This window comes from Luteimonas sp. A482 (assembly GCF_054072655.1).
The window spans coordinates 143962-160022 of record NZ_JBSVRO010000001.1; the positions used below are offsets into that span (position 1 = coordinate 143962).

The following is a 16061-nucleotide window of genomic DNA, read 5'->3' on the forward strand; positions in this document are numbered from 1 at the left end:
GCCCTCCCCCGCAGGCGGGGGAGGGAGTCGGACTATTGACGCTGGCCCTGCAGCTGCATGCCGACGATGACGTGCTCATCGCCGTTGTTGCGGTTGAACGAGAGCGTGGCGCTGCGGCGCGATTCGTCCTCTCCCTTCTCGAAGGCGAGCAGGGCGGTGTCGGCCGAATGCTGGGCCGATATCGACTGCGTCCAGCCCTGCGCCTGCATCGATTCGCGCGCGGCGGCGAAGAGGGTCGACACCTGGCCGGGCGCGCTGAAGCTGACCATGCTGACGCCCTGCAGGTCCATCACGCTGTTCACCTGGTAGTCCGCGGGCAGGTACACGTCGCCCGGGAAATTCTCGGGCAGCGCTACCGATTCGCCGGCCCGGATCGCGACTTCGCCATCGGGCGAGCGCAGCGTGACCTGGTCGCCGTCGCGGCCCACCTGGACACCGGTGGCACGCTCGATGGCGACATCTGCCGCGCTTTGGCCGACCTTCTGGCAAGCGCCTGCGGCCAGCACCAGGCCCAGGGCGAGGGACAGCCGTGATACGCGCTTGGCAATACCGTTCATCGCATCCCCTGGACGGGTGGAATGGGTTGATGAACCGGTTAACGCCGTCCGCCGCCGGAACAGGTCAGGCCGACAGCAGCACGTGCAGGGCGGACTTGAGCCTTCGTCCCTCGTCGCGGAAGTAATCGCGCGACGCGCGCCAGTCCGGGCAGCGCGCCTCCACCTCGCGCCAGAACGCGCGCGAATGGTCGGCGTGGACCAGGTGGCAGAGCTCGTGCACCAGCACGTACTCGAAGGCGGCAGGCCGGCCCAGCACCAGGGCCAGGTCGAGCGTGAGCGTGCCGTCGGGCGCCAGCGAACCCCACTGCGAGGACAGCACCCGCAGTCGGATCCGTGAAGGTGGCCGCGGCAGGCCCGGCAGGTAGGCCGGCAGCCAGCGGCCAATGTCGGCGCGCGCCTGCGCCTCGTAGAAATCGCGCAGTGCGCGTGCGATCGCGGCAGGCCCGGCCTGCGGCGGCAGCTGCAGGGTCAGCGCCTGGTCGTCGCCGACCACGCGCGCAACGCGGCCGGGCGCCCAGTGCAGCGGCAGCGGTTGCCCGCGCAGCGGCACGGTGGTCGGTTCGCCGGCAACCAGCGGGGCGACGTCGCCGGGGTGGCAGGCGAGTTGGTCGGTCAGCCAGTCGCGGTGCTCGTGCACGAAACGTTCGCCCGCGACCAGGCTGGTGCGCGGTGGCAGGGTCAGGCGTGCGCCGCGCTCGCCAACGCTCAGGCGCAGGCGTTTGGCGCGCGGGTCGCGCACGCGCAGTACGTCGATGCGGCGCCCGTCGGACAGCACGAAGGCGAACGTGTCGCGCTGCAGCCGGGAAGCATCCGGCGCCGTCGGCGACAGTCGGAACAGGGAAGGCATGTGGGGAATGCTAGCTGCTGGGGGCCGCAGCGCCCACGTCGCGATTCACGTCGTGGGCGAAGGCCGCGGCGCGCGAAGCGCGCCGTTCATGGAAGGGATGGTCAGGCGTCTGCTTTGGAGAGCTTCAGCGCCTTCTCGAGCACCGTGAACAGCCGCGAGAACTCGGCGCTCATCAGCGCGAAGCGCGCGTCGAGTTCTGCGCGGATGTCATCGCGTTCGTTCGATTCGAGCTGGTCCACCGCGCCGTCGAGCAGCTTGAACTTGCGCACCACCAGGTCTTCGCCGAGCACGAAGGAGACGTGGTCGTCGAGGTTCAGCGCCAGCCTGGTCACCTGCTTGCCCGAATCCAGGTGCTTGGTGATCTCGTCGCACTGCAGCTCCTGGCGCTGGCACTTGACGATCGCGCCGTGCTCGGCCGGATCCTTGAGTTCGCACTCCTCGCCCAGCGACAGGCCTTCGGGCAGCGGATCGCCGGCGATCCAGCCGGTCAGCACGCTGCGCGGCGCGACTTCCGCGTTCAGCGGCAGCGCCGGGAAGCTGCCCATCGCGTTGCGGATCTCCGACACCACCGCCTCGCCGCTCTTGCGGCTGGAGGTATCGATCGCGCACACGCCGTGCTCCAGGTCGATCAGCGCGTCGGTGCGCGAGGGACGGACGAAGGCGCGCGGCAGCAGCTCGTGCACCAGGTCGTCCTTCATCTGCTTGCGCATGCGGCTGCCGGGGCGGCGGCCCTGCTTCTGCTCCATCTCGGCGAGGCGGTCGGCCAGCATGTCGTTGACCACGGACGAGGGCAGCAGCCGGTCCTCGCCGCCGACGGTCAGCCAGATCGCATCACCGACGCGGTGCGAGAGCGCCTCGCCGTTGCGGCCGAAGGGCGGGATGAAGCCGCGCGAAAACAGCTCCAGCGGACCGACCGGCTTGAGCGGGTGGCCGGCCAGCAGCTCTTCGAGGCTGGAGAAGTCGAGCGTGGTGGGGAAGCGGAACAGGGTCAGGTTTCGGAAGAACATGGGGATCCGGAAGTGGGGAATGGAGTCGGAACAGAATCGGGAATCGGAATATCGTCAGAAAACCTGGCCGTCATCCCGGCGAAAGATCGACGTGCGCCGTGGGTTTGTCGCCCAGCCAGGCGTCTGCGCCGGCCTGCGGCGCGCCATCGTGTCGGCCCAGCGAGAGGAAGTCGAACAGCTTCGGATCGCCCAGCTGCGAGGGACGGATATCGCCCAGCGCACGCGAGATGGTCTCGATGCGGCCGGGGGATTCGAGCTCCCACTGCGCCATCATCTTCTGCACCTGCTTGCGCTGCAGGTTCTCCTGCGAGCCGCACAGGTTGCAGGGAATGATCGGGAACGCCTTCGCCTCGGCGTAGGCCTCGATGTCGGCCTCGCGCACATAGGCCAGCGGGCGGATCACCACGTGCCTGCCGTCGTCCGACAACAGCTTGGGCGGCATGCCCGACAGCCTGGCGTGGAAGAACAGGTTGAGGAAGAACGTGGCGACCAGGTCGTCGCGATGGTGGCCGAGCGCGATCTTCGTGTAGCCGCGCTGCTCCGCGTACGCGTACAGCGCGCCGCGGCGCAGGCGCGAGCACAGCGAGCACATGGTCTTGCCTTCCGGGATCACCCGGCTGACCACCGAATAGGTGTCCTGCTCGATGATGTGGAAGTCCACGCCCAGCGAACGCAGGTAGTCGGGCAATACATGTTGCGGAAAGCCCGGCTGTTTCTGGTCGAGGTTGACCGCGGTGAGCGAGAACGACACCGGCGCCTTCTTCTGCAGTTGCAGCAGGATGTCGAGCATGGTGTAGCTGTCCTTGCCGCCGGACAAGCACACCATCACCTTGTCGCCGTCCTCGATCATGCCGAAGTCGGCGATCGCCTTGCCGACCTGGTGGCGCAGGCGCCTGGCCAGCCGGTCGACCTCGTGCACGCCGCGCCGGTCGGCGTTGCGCAAAACGGGCATGGGCAGGGGGACGACGGTATCCATTGCGCTGATTTTACCGGTCCGCGCCGGGATCGGCCCGCCGCCGGCCGGATAGCGCGGCGTAGCGCGGATGCGCGCAGGCGCGTGGCGCCGGATCTGGCGGGATTGCGCAGGATGTGGCAGGCCGGCGCTGCGCGCGGCACCTGTTTGTCGTGTGTCGAGCGCACGCAGGAATCCGTGGTATCGCAGGTGCCGTGATCTTCCGCTGCGCGGAGGATCCCCGCTACCCGACGGACCCCATGCCTTTATCCGACGGACCCCATGCCTTGTCATTTCGACCGCAGGGAGAAATCCGGTCCTGCTGCGAGAGCCGGTTGCCGGGCGCTGGGAGCGCTTGCCCTGCGTCGCGGGATTTACCGGCTTCACCGTTGAAAAGTGCTTCTCCCTGCGGACGAAATGACAGGCCGATCCTGGCGACCGGCCGGTCAGGCACTCAAGCGCTCAGGGCGTCCACACCAGGTTGCGGGTGGAGGGATCGGTGGTGATGTCGCTCACCCGCCCGCGCGCGTCGAAGTGCAGCTGGAACTCGCCGAAGCTGCTGAGCCAGTAGCGCCACAGGTTGGCGTCCAAGTCCGCGTTCTCGCTGCTGATCGGGTAGCCCATCGAGGCGATGACCTGCTCGCGGGTCATGCCCGGGGCGACCTTCGACTGGCGCACCGCCTCCTGCACCTTCGCCGGCCAGCCGGCGATGGCGGCCTTGGGATCCTCCCTCACCACGTAGCGGGCGGCGAAGGCGGCGTTGTCGAGGTCGCGGCTGTAGTCGTTGCCGATCTCCTGCTTCTGCCCATCGATCTGCACCTTGACCCGGTAGCGGCCGTAGCCGGTCACCTTCACCGGGGTGCCGGCGGGGATCACCCGCTTGCCGCCCTCGGCGTAGTTGCTGTCGCTGATCCAGCTGCCGTCGCTGCGCATGTTGCAGCACAGGTAGCCGTCGTACTTGTCCTGTGCGGCCGCGCTGCTTGCCGCCGCCAGCGCGGCGGCAATGCCGAGCGCGCGCAGTCCCCCGCGCATGTTGCTTGCGTCCATCGTGTCGTGCTCCTTTCCCCGGGCGGCAGGGCCGGCCGCGATCCATTGACCCGGGCCAATGCTCGCTCCGGTGCGCGTTGCCCCCGTCGCGCCGGACCATTGTGCCCGCGTGCGCGGCCGCCGGACAGGGACCGCGACCGCGCGGGCGTGTAAGCTGGCGTACGGATGCGCAACAACGATTCCGCCGAAATCACACGTCAGCTGGCCGACCTGCGGCTGCAGCATCGCGACCTCGACACCGCGATTTCCGAGCTGCAGGCCGGGATCAGCAACGACGAACTGACGATCAAGCGCCTGAAAAAACGCAAGCTGCTGCTCAAGGACCAGATCGCGTGGCTGGAGAACGCGCTGATCCCGGACGAGCCGGCGTAGGCGTTCGCCGGCTGCAGGACCCGGGCGTCAACGCTGGCACGGCGGTGGACGGGATCCCCGCCAGCCGGACCAACGCGTTCAATGGCCGGCGTGCGCGGACAGGGCGGCGATGGCGTCCCGGCACTGGTAGCGGCGCCAGTGCGTTTCGACGACCGCCGCGTTGCGCGCGTCGAACACCACCTTGTACTGGCAGACGATGAAATCCTCGTCGGCCAGGTCCAGCTTCAGGTCGTAGTCCCACTCCGGGCCGCGGACGCCGTGCCCGGTACGCAGCGGATCGCCGATGAGTCCGCGCACCTGGTCGGGCGTCGCGCCAGCCACCACCTGCAGGATCTGCGCGACGGGCGTCGGACGGCCGTCGCGCTGGAACGGTTCGTCGAACTCCGGGCGGGTCATGTTGACGTCGCTGTAGTCCAGATCCGGCGGATCGGACGCATGGGCGGCGCACAGCGCCAGGGTCAGCGCCAGCATGGCGCCCATCGTGCTCGTCGCGATTGTCTTGTGCATCGTCATGACCTCCTGGTTGCGGTCGGGTGGGGCGGATGTGGATCAGCGTTCGCGCAGTGCCTCGCCGGCACGGTTCATCGGTTTGATCAGGTACTGCCAGATCGTCTTGCTGCCGGTGCGGATGTCGGCGCTGGTGACCATGCCCGGCACGATCGGGAACCGCGTGCCGGCCTTGTTGAGCAGCGCGTCGGACTCGGTGCGGACGAAGACGCGGTAGTACAGGATTTCAGGCTTGATCTCGTCGCGAATGGTGTCCGGCGAGATCGTGACCACCTTGCCCGGCAGGCCACCGTAGATCGCGTAGTCGTAGGCGGTGATCTTGACCAGGGCGTCCTGGCCGGGGTGGATGAAGGCGATGTCGCGCGGCGAGATGCGCGCTTCGACCAGCAGTTGGTCGTCCAGCGGCACGATGGTCATCAGCGCGCCGTTGGGCGGGATCACGCCACCGATGGTGGTGACCTCGATGTCCTTGACCACGCCGCGCACCGGCGAGCGCAGGGTCAGCCGCGTCAGCGAGTCGGCGCGGCCGCGCACCACCGAGGACAGCGACTCGACCTCGGCATTGGCCTTGGCCAGCTCCTCGCGGCTGCGCACCATGTATTCGGCACGCACCTCGGCGACCTTCAGTTCAAGCTCCGAGCGCTGGCGCTGCAGGCGCAGCAGCTCGACGGCGCTGGCCGCGCCGCTTTCCACCAGCGACTGGGTGATCTGCAGTTCGCGCCGCACCAGCTCCAGCGAGCGCCGCAGCCCGCCCAGCGACTCGGACACGCTGCGCAGTCGCGACTGGAACAGTGCGGTCTCGGTGGCGGTGAGGTCGGCATGCGCCGACAGCTCCTCCGGGAACGCCAGCGTGTCGCGCCCATCGACCTCGGCCTGCAGGCGGGTCGCGCTCGCGAGGGCGGCGCGATACCTGGCGGCGGTTTCGCCGACGCTGGATTCGCCGCGGGTGGGATCGAGCTGGGCGAGCATCTGCCCCTTCGCGACGATGTCGCCCTCGGCCACGGCCAGTTCGGCGACGATGCCGCCCTCGAGCGACTGGATCACCTGCTCGCGCGAGGTCGGCACCACCTGGCCGCCGCCGCTGGAGACCTCGTCGACCTTGAACCACCAGGCCCAGGCCAGGAACACGACAAGGAAGACGGCGACCCACAGGACCACGCGCGAGGAGCCGCTGGCGCGGACTTCGTCGCCGTCGAACACGTCATCGTGCCGCTGCCGGTTCATGCCTGCGCCTCCTGCACGAGGTTCGCCGCGCCCGCGCGCTTGCGCAGGCGCTCGAGCACCTCGTCACGCGGGCCGTCGAGCAGCACCTTGCCGCCGTCGACCACCAGCACCCGCGAGACCAGCTGCAGGACCGGACGCCGGTGTGTGGCGATCACCATGGTGGTGTCGGCCGGCAGTGCGGCGAGGCTGCGGATCACGTGCTGCTCGTTGAGCTCGTCCAGCGATGCGGTCGGCTCGTCGAGCAGCAGCACGCGCGGGTTGCGCAGCAGCAGCCGCGCCAGCAGCAGGCTCTGGCGCTGGCCGCCGGACAGTCCCAACCCGCCTTCCAGCACGCCGTGGTCCAGGCCGGCCTTGAGCTGCTGGACGAAGCTCCATGCGCCAGCGGCCTGCAGGGCCGCCACCAGCTCATCGTCGGTCGCGGCAGGCGCGCCCAGCAGCAGGTTCTCGCGCAGCGTGCCGTGGAACAGGCGCGCCTCCTGCGGCAGCAGCCCCACGTCGCGGCGCACGTCGGCCGGATCCAGGTGCGCCAGGGTCACCTCGTCGAGCAGGATGCTGCCCTGCACCGGCTCCATCATTCCCGACAGCGCGCGCAGCAGGGTGGACTTGCCCGCGCCATTGCGGCCCAGCACCGCGACGCGCTCGCCTGGCTGGATCTGCAGCGCCTGCACCTGCAGCGCCGGGGCCTGGCCGTCATGGCTGAACGTGGCCGCCTCGAGCCTGTACGCGCCGTGCAGCAGCGCTCTGTGGATGCGTTTCTCGTGCTCGGGGTCGTCCACCGGCGAGGCCAGCAGCTGGTCCAACGCCTCCTTGGCCACCTTCGCCTGCTGCCAGCGGTTGAGGATCTGGGTCAGGCTGCCCAGCGGCGCCAGCATGCGCGAGGACAGGATCGATGCGGCCACCAGCACGCCGGTGGTCATCTCGCCCTCCATCACCAGCGGCGCGCCGAAGAACACCACCAGCGCGAACACCGCCGCCTGCACCGTCTGCGACCAGTTGTTGAGCGTGCCGGTCAGGTCGCGCAGGCGCATGCCGCTGTCGGCGTTGACCGCGTTGTAGTGGTTCCAGTGGTTCTGGAAGCGCGACTCGGCCTGCAGCTGCTTGATGTCCTCGATGCCCTGCACCGATTCGACCAGCATCGCGCTGCGCAGCGACGACTCGCGCATGTTCTCCTGGGCCAGCGCGCGCAGCCGCTTCTGCGCGAGCAGGCCGGGCAGCACCATCGCCACCAGCGCCGCCAGCGGGATCCATACCAGGCCGCCGGCGATGTACCAGAACACCGCGCAGAACAGCAGGAAGAAGGGCAGGTCGGCGATCGCCGCGACCGTGGTCGAGGTGAGCATGTCGCGCACCGACTCGAGCTCGCGCAGCTGCGAGATGAAGGTGCCGGTGGCCCTGGGGCGCGCCGAGTTGCGCACGCGCAGCGCATGGCCGAACACACGGTCGGACACGCGCAGGTCGGCCCGCTTGCCGACCACGTCGATGATCCGCATCCGCGCCTGGCGCATCACGTGGGCGAACAGCGTGGCCAGCATCACTCCGCCGAACAGCACGTACAGCGTCGGCATCGACTGCGCCGGCACCACGCGGTCGTAGACCTGCATCGAGAACAGCACGCCCGCCATGCCCATCGCATTGGCCACCAGCGAGGCCAGCATGACGTGGCGGTACGGACGCAGGTCGGCCAGCACCACTTGGCGCAGCCAGCCGGCTTCGAACGGCTTGATGTACTCGTCCACGCGCCGGTCGGGCACCGAGCGCGCCGGCCGCAGCACGGCCATGCGCTGCAGCGAGCTGCGCAGCTCGGCGACGGCGATCGTGGTATCGAGGCCGCCATCGCCGCCGAGGCTCACGGTCAGGCCTTCGCGGGTCTCGGCGGTGACCACGCCGACCTGGCCGTCGCGCAACTGCACCACCAGCGGCAGGCGCCAGGAGGTGAGCTTCGATGCATCGGCGGCCACCCAGCGCATCGCCAGCCCGGCCTGGCGCGCGAGGCGCGGCACCAGTTGATCGAGCGGCAGCGCGCCCTCGCCGCGCGCGTTCCATTGCGCGGCCACGTGGATGGCCTCGCGCGAGCAGTCGATCCGGTAGTGGGCGGCGACATGCATGATCGCGTCGACCCAGCCGGCGACGTCCTGCGCCTGCGCCTGCGGCCGCGCAAGCCGGGCGGCGGCGACGTTCACGGACGCAGCTCCAGGCCAGCGACCTGCCGGCCTTCCAGGCCGAACGCCTCGCGCAGCCTGGCGGTGGCGTACAGGCAGTCCACTTCCAGCCGCGACAGGTCGTGGCCGTTGTTGGCCTGCTCCAGTCGCGACTGCTGGTATTCCTGCTCGGCGTTGAGCAGGTCCAGCAGTGAACGGGTGCCGAGGTCGAGGTATTGCTGGCGGTACAGGGTGCGGGTCTGTGCGAGGCTGTCGACTCGGTCGTCGAGCACGCCGCTGCGCTGCGCGTTGCCCATGGCCTGCGCGCGGGCGTCCTGCAGCAGCTGGCTGTTGGCCAGGCGCGCGTTGTCCACCGCCGCTTCGGCCGCGCCCAGCACGTGGCCGGCCGCGCGCTGGCGCGCGACGTTGCCACCGCCCTGGTAGAGCGGCGCCGAAACGTTGAGCATGATCGTGGCATCGTGCGCGTCGCCCATGCGCGAGTCGGCATCCAGCCCGCGGCCGATGCTGCCGTCGAGCGAGAGCGTGGGCCGGGTCTGCGCCCGCGCGTTGGCCACGTCGGCCTGGGCCGCGCGCGCCTCGGCCCGCGCCACCAGCACCGCCGGCGGTTCCGCCGCGCCCTCGCGCACGAAGCAGGCCTGCGCCATCGTCGGTGGCAGGTCGCCACCGGTGACCGGTACCGCGCCGAGGCCGGTGAGGTGGCGCAGCTGCGCGCGCCAGCGCTCCAGCTGGGCGCCGGCTTGCAGTTCGAAGGCGCGCGCAGCTTCCTCGCGCGCCTGTGCCTGCATCTCGTCCGACAACGGGCTGGCGCCCTTGCTGCGGCGCATGCGCACCAGGTCGGCGATGGCCTTGACCCCACGCGTCTGCTCGTGCGCGATCTGCTGCAGTTGCTCGTAGCGGCGCACCTCGATCCAGGCCTGGGCGGTGTCCTGCGCCAAGTCGTCGACCGCCAGCAGCACCCGCGCCTGCGCGGCGGTGCGATCAGCGCGCGCGCGGTCGACCGCACTGCCGGTCTTGCCGAAGTCGTACAGCATCTGCGAAGCCGACACCACGAAACGGTGCGCCTGGCGACTGTTGTAGCCGGGCACGTTGCGGTTGCCGTGCTCGGAGGTCAGGCCCGCACGCACCTGCGGCAGGTAGCCTGCGCGCGCCACGTCGATGTAATCCCCGGCCTCGAGCACATAGCCGGCGGCGGTGCGCACGCTCGGGTGCCAGGCCACGGCCGTGGCCACGGCGCGCGCCAGGTCCAGGGTCGCGGTGGTTGGCGCCAGGTCGGTGACGTGCTGCGCGTCGGGCGGGGATCCATCCTGCAGCGTGCCGCGCGCGGTGGATGCCATGCCCGCCAGCGCGACCCACAGGGCGCCCGCCAGCAGGGCCTTGCATGGCTCACTCACAAGTTCACTCCGGAAAGGGCTCGGACGGCGCGGGCGGGGCACCTGGCCCTGCCCGCGTCGCATGGCGTCATACCGCGCTCAGGGCCGGCTGCTCCAGCTCGTCCAGCGGGTTCACATGCGGCACCACGTAGGCGCCGCCGTGGCCATTCGCACCGCTGTCCACCGGCGACCAGTGCACCGCAGCGTCGGTGGCCGGGAACAGGCCATCCAGCGACTGCGCGCCCGCACCGGCGGGCAGCAGGTCGCCGAGTGCCGGCAGCGCCGGTGCTTCGGTGCTGGCCTCGGCCGATTTCTGCATCGCATCGAGCGCATCCAGGCCCAGCGACTCGCTGGCGAAGCTGGACGCATCAGGACCCACGGGCGTCAATACCACCCCAGGCGCCTGGAGGTCGGCCGGGTCGACGTTCTCCACCGTGATGGTCGCGAACGCGCCGCCGTCCTGGTCGGTGATCGTGACCAGGGTGCCTGTGCCCTCGCTGGCGTAGCCCACGGCGTAGTTGGATGGCAAGCCGCCGAGATCGATCCTGTCGCCGTCGGCGATGTTGAAGTCGCGGATCACGTCGTTGCCCATGTCGTCCACCTTCCAGACGAAGGTGTCGGCGCCGGCGCCGCCGTAGAGGATGTCGTCACCCTGCCCGCCGCGCAGGACGTCGTTGCCGCCCTGGCCGAAGAGGAGGTCATTGCCCAGGCCGCCATCGAGGATGTCGTTGCCGCCATGGCTTTCGCCCGGCGAGAACGCCGCGTGGTTGTGCCAGATGTAATCGTAGATGTCCTGCTGTTCCGCCGGCGCGCCCAGCTCCGCCTCCAGGTGGGTACGCAGCGTCTCCAGGCCCGTACCGGCGGGTACCGAACCATGGGCGAGCCACGACAGGGCATCGCCGAACAGGATGTCGTTGCCGGCGCCGCCGTCGATGGTGTCGTTGCCGAAGTTGCCGCGCAGGGCATCGGTCAGCTGCCCGGCGGTCATGATGATCTGCGGGTTGCCGGCCTGGCCGGCGCCGCTGGTCACGGTGTTGGTGCCGTCGGGATAGTTGTACCGGATGTTGTCGATCTGCACCTGGAAGTCGCCGCCTGGCGAGCGGTCCTCCACTCCGAACACATAGCGGTACGTGCCCTGGCCGACGATCGGCGACTTCATGTTGACGGCGGTGTTCTGGCCGGTATTGGTCTGGGCGTTCGTGCCCGAGCCTACCGTGGTCCAGGTGCCGCCCTCCAAACGCTGCAATTGCCAGCTGAACTCGTCGCCAGCGCTCCAGCCCGAGTGCCGGTAGTCGAACGACAGGTACGCATTGTCCTCGTCGACGGTGAACGAGGGCCCGTGGTAGGCGGCCGCGCTGCCGTTGTCGGCGTTGGCATCGACCAGCACCAGACGGCCGCCGGCGAGGGTCGCGGTGGCCGCCTCGGCGGACTGGCCTTCCCAGGCAGCAGGATCGCTGTTGCCGGTCTGACTCGAGAAGTCGGCGATCATCTGCGTCGCCGGATCGATATCGGCGGTGAAGCTGTCCGCGAGGCTGGGGGTATTGTCGAAGAACTGCAGGAACGAGGTGTTCACCGAGGGGCCGATACCCACGGCATGGACCTGGCTGATGTCGCCCAGTCCACCCGGCCCGTGGAAGGCGTCGACCGACTCCTGCAGCACCTGCTGGGTCGCGTTCGACCCGGAGCCGCCTTCACTGCCGTTGTTCTGCACGAAGCGCGTCGGATCGCCGTCGGTGATGAAGTAGGTCAGGTTCTCGTAGCCCGGATTGGCCTGCGGGCCGTTGAACCAGTCCACCGCCGCATTGAACCCCGCCTCATAGTTCGTGTATTGCGTTCCGGCCGGAATGGCCAGGCCACTGATCGCGGCCAGCAGCGCATCCATGGTGCCGGGGGAGTGGAGGTCCGCGAGATCGATACGGACGCTGGTGCTGGCCAGGTTGCCGAAGCCGATCAGCGCGATGTTGATCATGCCGTCGTGGTCGCCCAGGGTGGGAACGAAGTCCAGCAGCGCCTCGCGCATCAGGGCCAGGCGCGAGTTGGCGCCGGTCGAACCGCTGTCCACTTCCCAGGTCATGCTCGTCGACAGGTCCACCAGCAGCACGATGTTGTAATCCACGCCCGGTGCGGTCGGGGTCTGGCCGCCGCTGCTGCTGTCGTCGCCCAGCAGCAGGTCGTTGCCCGAGCCGCCGACCAGGCTGTTGTCGCCTTCACTGGGCGGCTCCACCAGCAGCGGCGTGGTGTCGATGATCGTGCCGGTGCCGGTGACGGGCGTGCCGTCGCCGATCCAGGCCTGGAGGTTGATGGTTTCGTTGGGCTCGATCTCGAGGTCTTCCAGCGTCTGGACCCGCACCTGCAGCGTCTGCGCGCCGACCGGGACCAGCACGCTGTAGCTGCCGCCCGCCGGAGTCACGGCAGTCCAGCTGGTTCCGCCGTCGAAACTCACCTCGACCGGGGTGCCGGTATCCACGCCCGGCGTGGCGGTTCCGCCGCCCAGGGTGAACTCGACGGTGTTCGCGCCGGTGGGCGTGACGTTCAGCCCGATGTCGAACACCAGATCCACGCCCTCGTACTCCCACGGGCTGCTGACGGTGGTCACGGCCACGGGCGTCACCGTGACGTTGACCGTGCCGGTCGTGGTGCTACCCATGCCATCGGACAGGGTGTAGGTGAACGTCGCCGGGCCCGCGTATCCGGGGGTCGGGACGAACACGACATCGTCGCCATCAAGCGTGACCGTGCCGCCGGTTCCGTTGGCGACGCCGGTGATCGTCAGCACAGCGCCAGCGTCCGGGTCGCTGTCGTTGGCGAGCAGCGTGGCCACGTCGACGGTGAGCGTGGTGTTCTGCTGCACCGAAAGGACATCGTCGACCGCTACCGGCGGGTCATTGACGTCCTGCTCGTTGAGCGTGACAACGACATCGGTCGCTCCGCCCTGACCGTCGGTGGCGCGGATCGCCAGGGAATGGGAGTTGCCCGCTGTCTCGAAGTCGTTGGCCAGCGACAGCACGCCTGCGGCTGTCAGCGTGATCTCACCGGTGGTCGCGTTGATCGCGAACCAGCCATCGGGGTCGCCCGAGATGATGGTGTAGGTGATCGGGTCGCCGTCCACATCGCTGGCCGCTACCGCGCCCAGCACCGTCGCTGTCGTGCTGTTCTCGTTGTAGTCGAAGCTGTAGCCAGCCGGGTCCACCGGATCTTTGTCCTCATCCTCGAACACCGGCGCGTCGTTGACCGCGCTGACGTCGTTGAACGACAGTTCGGCAGTGTCGGTCAGGCTGCCATCGGTGACGGTATAGGTGGCCGTCGGAACCGGCCCGTTGTAGTTCAGGGCCGGAGTGAAGGTGTAGCTGCCGTCGGCATTGATGAACAGCGTGCCGACACCGGTGATGGTCGCAGTCTGGCCGGCGGTGTAAACGGTCGTGTCGCCATCGACGGTGAACTGGGTAACGGTCAGGGTGTCGCCATCGACGTCGTTGTCATTGGTCAGCACGTTGCCGCTGACCGGAGTGTCCTCGGTGACCGCAACGGGGCCATCGTTGGTCGCCACCGGCGCGTCGTTGACCGGGCGGACGCTGGCGAACGAGAGTTCGGCAGTGTCGGTCAGGCTACCGTCGGTGATGGTGTAGGTAGCGGTCGGAACTGGCCCGTTGTAGTTCGGGGCCGGAGTGAAGGTGTAGCCGCCGTCGGCATCGATGAACAGCGTGCCGACACCGGTGATGGTGGCGGTCTGGCCGGCGGTGTACACGGTCGTGTCGCCGGCGACGGTGAACTGTGCAACGGTCAGGGTGTCGCCATCGACGTCGTTGTCATTGGTGAGCACGTTGCCGCTGACCGGGGTGTCCTCGGTGACCGTGACGGGGCCGTCGTTGCTGGCGACCGGCGCGTCATTGATCGGGCTGACGCTGGCGAACGAGAGTTCGGCAGTGTCGGTCAGGCTGCCGTCGGTGATGGTGTAGGTGGCGGTCGGAACCGGTCCGTTGTAGTTCGGGGCCGGAGTGAAGGTGTAGCTGCCGTCGGCATTGATGAACAGCGTGCCGACACCGGTGATGGTCGCAGTCTGGCCGGCGGTGTAAACGGTCGTGTCGCCATCGACGGTGAACTGGGTAACGGTCAGGGTGTCGCCATCGACGTCGTTGTCATTGGTCAGCACGTTGCCGCTGACCGGAGTGTCCTCGGTGACCGCAACGGGGCCATCGTTGGTCGCCACCGGCGCGTCGTTGACCGGGCTGACGCTGGCGAACGAGAGTTCGGCAGTGTCGGTCAAGCTACCGTCGGTGATGGTGTAGGTAGCGGTCGGAACTGGCCCGTTGTAGTTCAGGGCCGGAGTAAAGGTGTAGCTGCCGTCGGCATTGATGAACAGCGTGCCGACACCGGTGATGGTCGCAGTCTGGCCGGCGGTGTAAACGGTCGTGTCGCCGGCGACGGTGAACTGGGTAACGGTCAGGGTGTCGCCATCGACGTCGTTGTCATTGGTCAGCACGTTGCCGCTGACCGGGGTGTCCTCGGTGACCGTGACGGGGCCATCGTTGCTGGCGACCGGCGCGTCATTCACGGGGGTCACGGTGACCGGCACGTTGACGATGGTGCTGCCGCCATTGCCGTCGTCAACGGTGACGGTGAAGCTGTCCCCGCCGTTGAAATCGTCATTCGGCGTGTAGGTGTATGCGCCGGTGTCCGGATCCAGCACCAGGGCGCCGTTGGCCGGCGGCGTGGTGAGCGTGTAGGTCAACTCGTCGCCATCGACATCGTTGCCGACGATGGTGCCGCTGGCCGGCGTGTCCTCGTCGGTGACCAGCGGCGCGCCGCTCGCGGTCGGCGGATCGTTCACCGCCACCACGGTCACCGGCACGTTGACCGTGGTGCTGCCGCCATTGCCGTCGTCGACGGTGACGGTAAAGCTGTCCCCGCCGTTGAAATCGTCATTCGGCGTGTAGGTGTATGCGCCGGTCTCCGGGTCCAGCACCAGGCTGCCGTTGGCCGGCGGCGTGCTCACCGTGTAGGTCAGCTCGTCGCCATCGACGTCATTGCCGATGATGGTGCCGGTGGCTGGCGTGTCCTCGTTGGTGGTCAGCGGCCCGCCGGTCGCGGTCGGTGCATCGTTGACCGGCGTCACGGTGACGGTGATCGTGCTGGTGGTCGTGCCGCCACGGCCATCGCTGATGGTGACGCTGAAGCTGTCGGTGCCGTTGAAGTCGGGGTTGGGCGTGTAGGTGTAGGTGCCGTCGGCGTTCACCACGACGGTGCCGTTGGTCGGATCGCTGCCCCGAGCGTAGGTCAGTGCATCGCCATCGGCGTCGGTGCCGGCTACCCGACCTTCGAGCACGCTGTCTTCGGCGATGCTCTGCGCGTCGTCGCCGGCGGTGGGCGCACGGTTGGCCGGCGGCAGGGGCACTTCGGGACGCTCGTCCCCATCACCGAGCTGATGGAGAAGGGCACCGCCCCCCACCACGCCGAGCGCGACTGCGGCCCATGCTGGCAGGCCACCCTCGACGGGAGGCGCTGCGATGACGCCGGCGTCCAGCTGGATCTCGGTGAAGTGGAACTCGTTCCAGGGACTGGTGTACTGGCCCCACCAGGCAACGCCCTCGGCGTCCTCCAGCACCAGGTCATGGCGCTCGCCGTCCTCGTCGACGAGGAAGAAGTTCCGGATCGTGATCGTGCGACCGTCCTTGAGCACCAGCTGCAGGTCGTTGCCGGCGCGCTCGAAGCGCACCACTTGCTCCGGCCCGAGCTTGAGGCGGACGATGCCGGCCTTGTCGAGCGTGATGTCACCAGAGCCTGCGGAAACGATGTTGCCTGCGATCTTCTGCACGATGTCGGTCGACACGGATAGCTCCTTGACGATGTTGAAAAGGCCGATGCGGGCGCATTTATCCAGCCATGCCCATCCGGGCCCGGCTGCGTGGCGATCGGCGATTGATACAGGTTGAGGTGGTCTGTCCGGCCCGACCGGACACGACGGGCGCCAACGGCGTCGTCGGATGATCCCCTTACGTGCGCATTATGCAGCGCAAGTCAC

Annotated in this window: 11 protein-coding genes; 1 reads left to right on the top strand and 10 read right to left on the bottom strand. The window is 68.8% G+C overall.

Annotated elements, in window-relative coordinates:
- Positions 1 to 32 precede the first annotated feature (32 nt).
- The 5 genes from ACW5DW_RS00660 to bamE all read right to left on the bottom strand — a co-directional run bounded on the left by ACW5DW_RS00660 (position 33) and on the right by bamE (position 4410).
- The gene (locus ACW5DW_RS00660) at positions 33 to 557 is read right to left on the bottom strand and encodes a hypothetical protein (protein ID WP_457016621.1); all 525 of its coding nucleotides are present in this window, start codon (positions 555 to 557) and stop codon (positions 33 to 35) included.
- Positions 558 to 621: 64 nt separating this feature from the next.
- The gene (locus ACW5DW_RS00665) at positions 622 to 1404 is read right to left on the bottom strand and encodes a M48 family metallopeptidase (RefSeq protein ID WP_457016623.1); all 783 of its coding nucleotides are present in this window, start codon (positions 1402 to 1404) and stop codon (positions 622 to 624) included.
- A gap of 101 nt (positions 1405 to 1505) precedes the next feature.
- Positions 1506 to 2411: a recombination-associated protein RdgC gene (locus tag ACW5DW_RS00670; RefSeq protein ID WP_457016624.1), complete on the bottom strand. Its 906-nt coding sequence runs from the start codon at positions 2409 to 2411 to the stop codon at positions 1506 to 1508.
- A gap of 70 nt (positions 2412 to 2481) precedes the next feature.
- The gene (gene ttcA, locus ACW5DW_RS00675; protein ID WP_457016626.1) at positions 2482 to 3387 is read right to left on the bottom strand and encodes a tRNA 2-thiocytidine(32) synthetase TtcA; all 906 of its coding nucleotides are present in this window, start codon (positions 3385 to 3387) and stop codon (positions 2482 to 2484) included.
- A gap of 438 nt (positions 3388 to 3825) precedes the next feature.
- Positions 3826 to 4410 (bottom strand): outer membrane protein assembly factor BamE domain-containing protein, encoded by a 585-nt coding sequence (gene bamE, locus ACW5DW_RS00680; RefSeq protein WP_457016628.1) that lies wholly within the window; start codon positions 4408 to 4410, stop codon positions 3826 to 3828.
- Positions 4411 to 4575: 165 nt separating this feature from the next.
- Here bamE and ACW5DW_RS00685 point away from each other — a divergent pair, with 165 nt between their 5' ends.
- The gene (locus ACW5DW_RS00685) at positions 4576 to 4782 is read left to right on the top strand and encodes a YdcH family protein (protein WP_457016629.1); all 207 of its coding nucleotides are present in this window, start codon (positions 4576 to 4578) and stop codon (positions 4780 to 4782) included.
- Between the two features lie 78 nt (positions 4783 to 4860).
- On the opposite strand, the gene ACW5DW_RS00690 is transcribed toward ACW5DW_RS00685, so the two are convergent.
- The 5 genes from ACW5DW_RS00690 to ACW5DW_RS00710 all read right to left on the bottom strand — a co-directional run bounded on the left by ACW5DW_RS00690 (position 4861) and on the right by ACW5DW_RS00710 (position 15869).
- Positions 4861 to 5289, bottom strand: a complete 429-nt coding sequence (locus tag ACW5DW_RS00690; protein ID WP_457016630.1) for a hypothetical protein — start codon at positions 5287 to 5289, stop codon at positions 4861 to 4863.
- Positions 5290 to 5331: 42 nt separating this feature from the next.
- Complete coding sequence (locus ACW5DW_RS00695) at positions 5332 to 6513, bottom strand: HlyD family efflux transporter periplasmic adaptor subunit (protein WP_457016631.1); 1182 nt, start codon at positions 6511 to 6513, stop codon at positions 5332 to 5334.
- Entirely contained in the window at positions 6510 to 8693 is a 2184-nt protein-coding gene (locus ACW5DW_RS00700) for a type I secretion system permease/ATPase (RefSeq protein ID WP_457016633.1), read from the bottom strand. Before ACW5DW_RS00700 ends, ACW5DW_RS00695 begins: the two co-directional genes overlap by 4 nt.
- On the bottom strand, positions 8690 to 10063 hold the full coding sequence (locus tag ACW5DW_RS00705; protein WP_457016635.1) for a TolC family outer membrane protein: 1374 nt from the start codon (positions 10061 to 10063) through the stop codon (positions 8690 to 8692). The genes ACW5DW_RS00700 and ACW5DW_RS00705 overlap by 4 nt, the downstream gene beginning before the upstream one ends.
- 67 nt (positions 10064 to 10130) lie before the next feature.
- Positions 10131 to 15869: an Ig-like domain-containing protein gene (locus ACW5DW_RS00710; protein ID WP_457016637.1), complete on the bottom strand. Its 5739-nt coding sequence runs from the start codon at positions 15867 to 15869 to the stop codon at positions 10131 to 10133.
- Between the last annotated feature and the right edge of the window lie 192 nt (positions 15870 to 16061).

Bases quoted from the DNA above. Each gene is read 5' to 3' on its own strand.
- ACW5DW_RS00660 (WP_457016621.1), bottom strand. From the start codon at position 557: ATGAACGGTATTGCCAAGCGCGTATCACGGCTGTCCCTCGCCCTGGGC.
- ACW5DW_RS00665 (WP_457016623.1), bottom strand. From the start codon at position 1,404: ATGCCTTCCCTGTTCCGACTGTCGCCGACGGCGCCGGATGCTTCCCGG.
- ACW5DW_RS00670 (WP_457016624.1), bottom strand. From the start codon at position 2,411: ATGTTCTTCCGAAACCTGACCCTGTTCCGCTTCCCCACCACGCTCGAC.
- ttcA (WP_457016626.1), bottom strand. From the start codon at position 3,387: ATGGATACCGTCGTCCCCCTGCCCATGCCCGTTTTGCGCAACGCCGAC.
- bamE (WP_457016628.1), bottom strand. From the start codon at position 4,410: ATGGACGCAAGCAACATGCGCGGGGGACTGCGCGCGCTCGGCATTGCC.
- ACW5DW_RS00685 (WP_457016629.1), top strand. From the start codon at position 4,576: ATGCGCAACAACGATTCCGCCGAAATCACACGTCAGCTGGCCGACCTG.
- ACW5DW_RS00690 (WP_457016630.1), bottom strand. From the start codon at position 5,289: ATGCACAAGACAATCGCGACGAGCACGATGGGCGCCATGCTGGCGCTG.
- ACW5DW_RS00695 (WP_457016631.1), bottom strand. From the start codon at position 6,513: ATGAACCGGCAGCGGCACGATGACGTGTTCGACGGCGACGAAGTCCGC.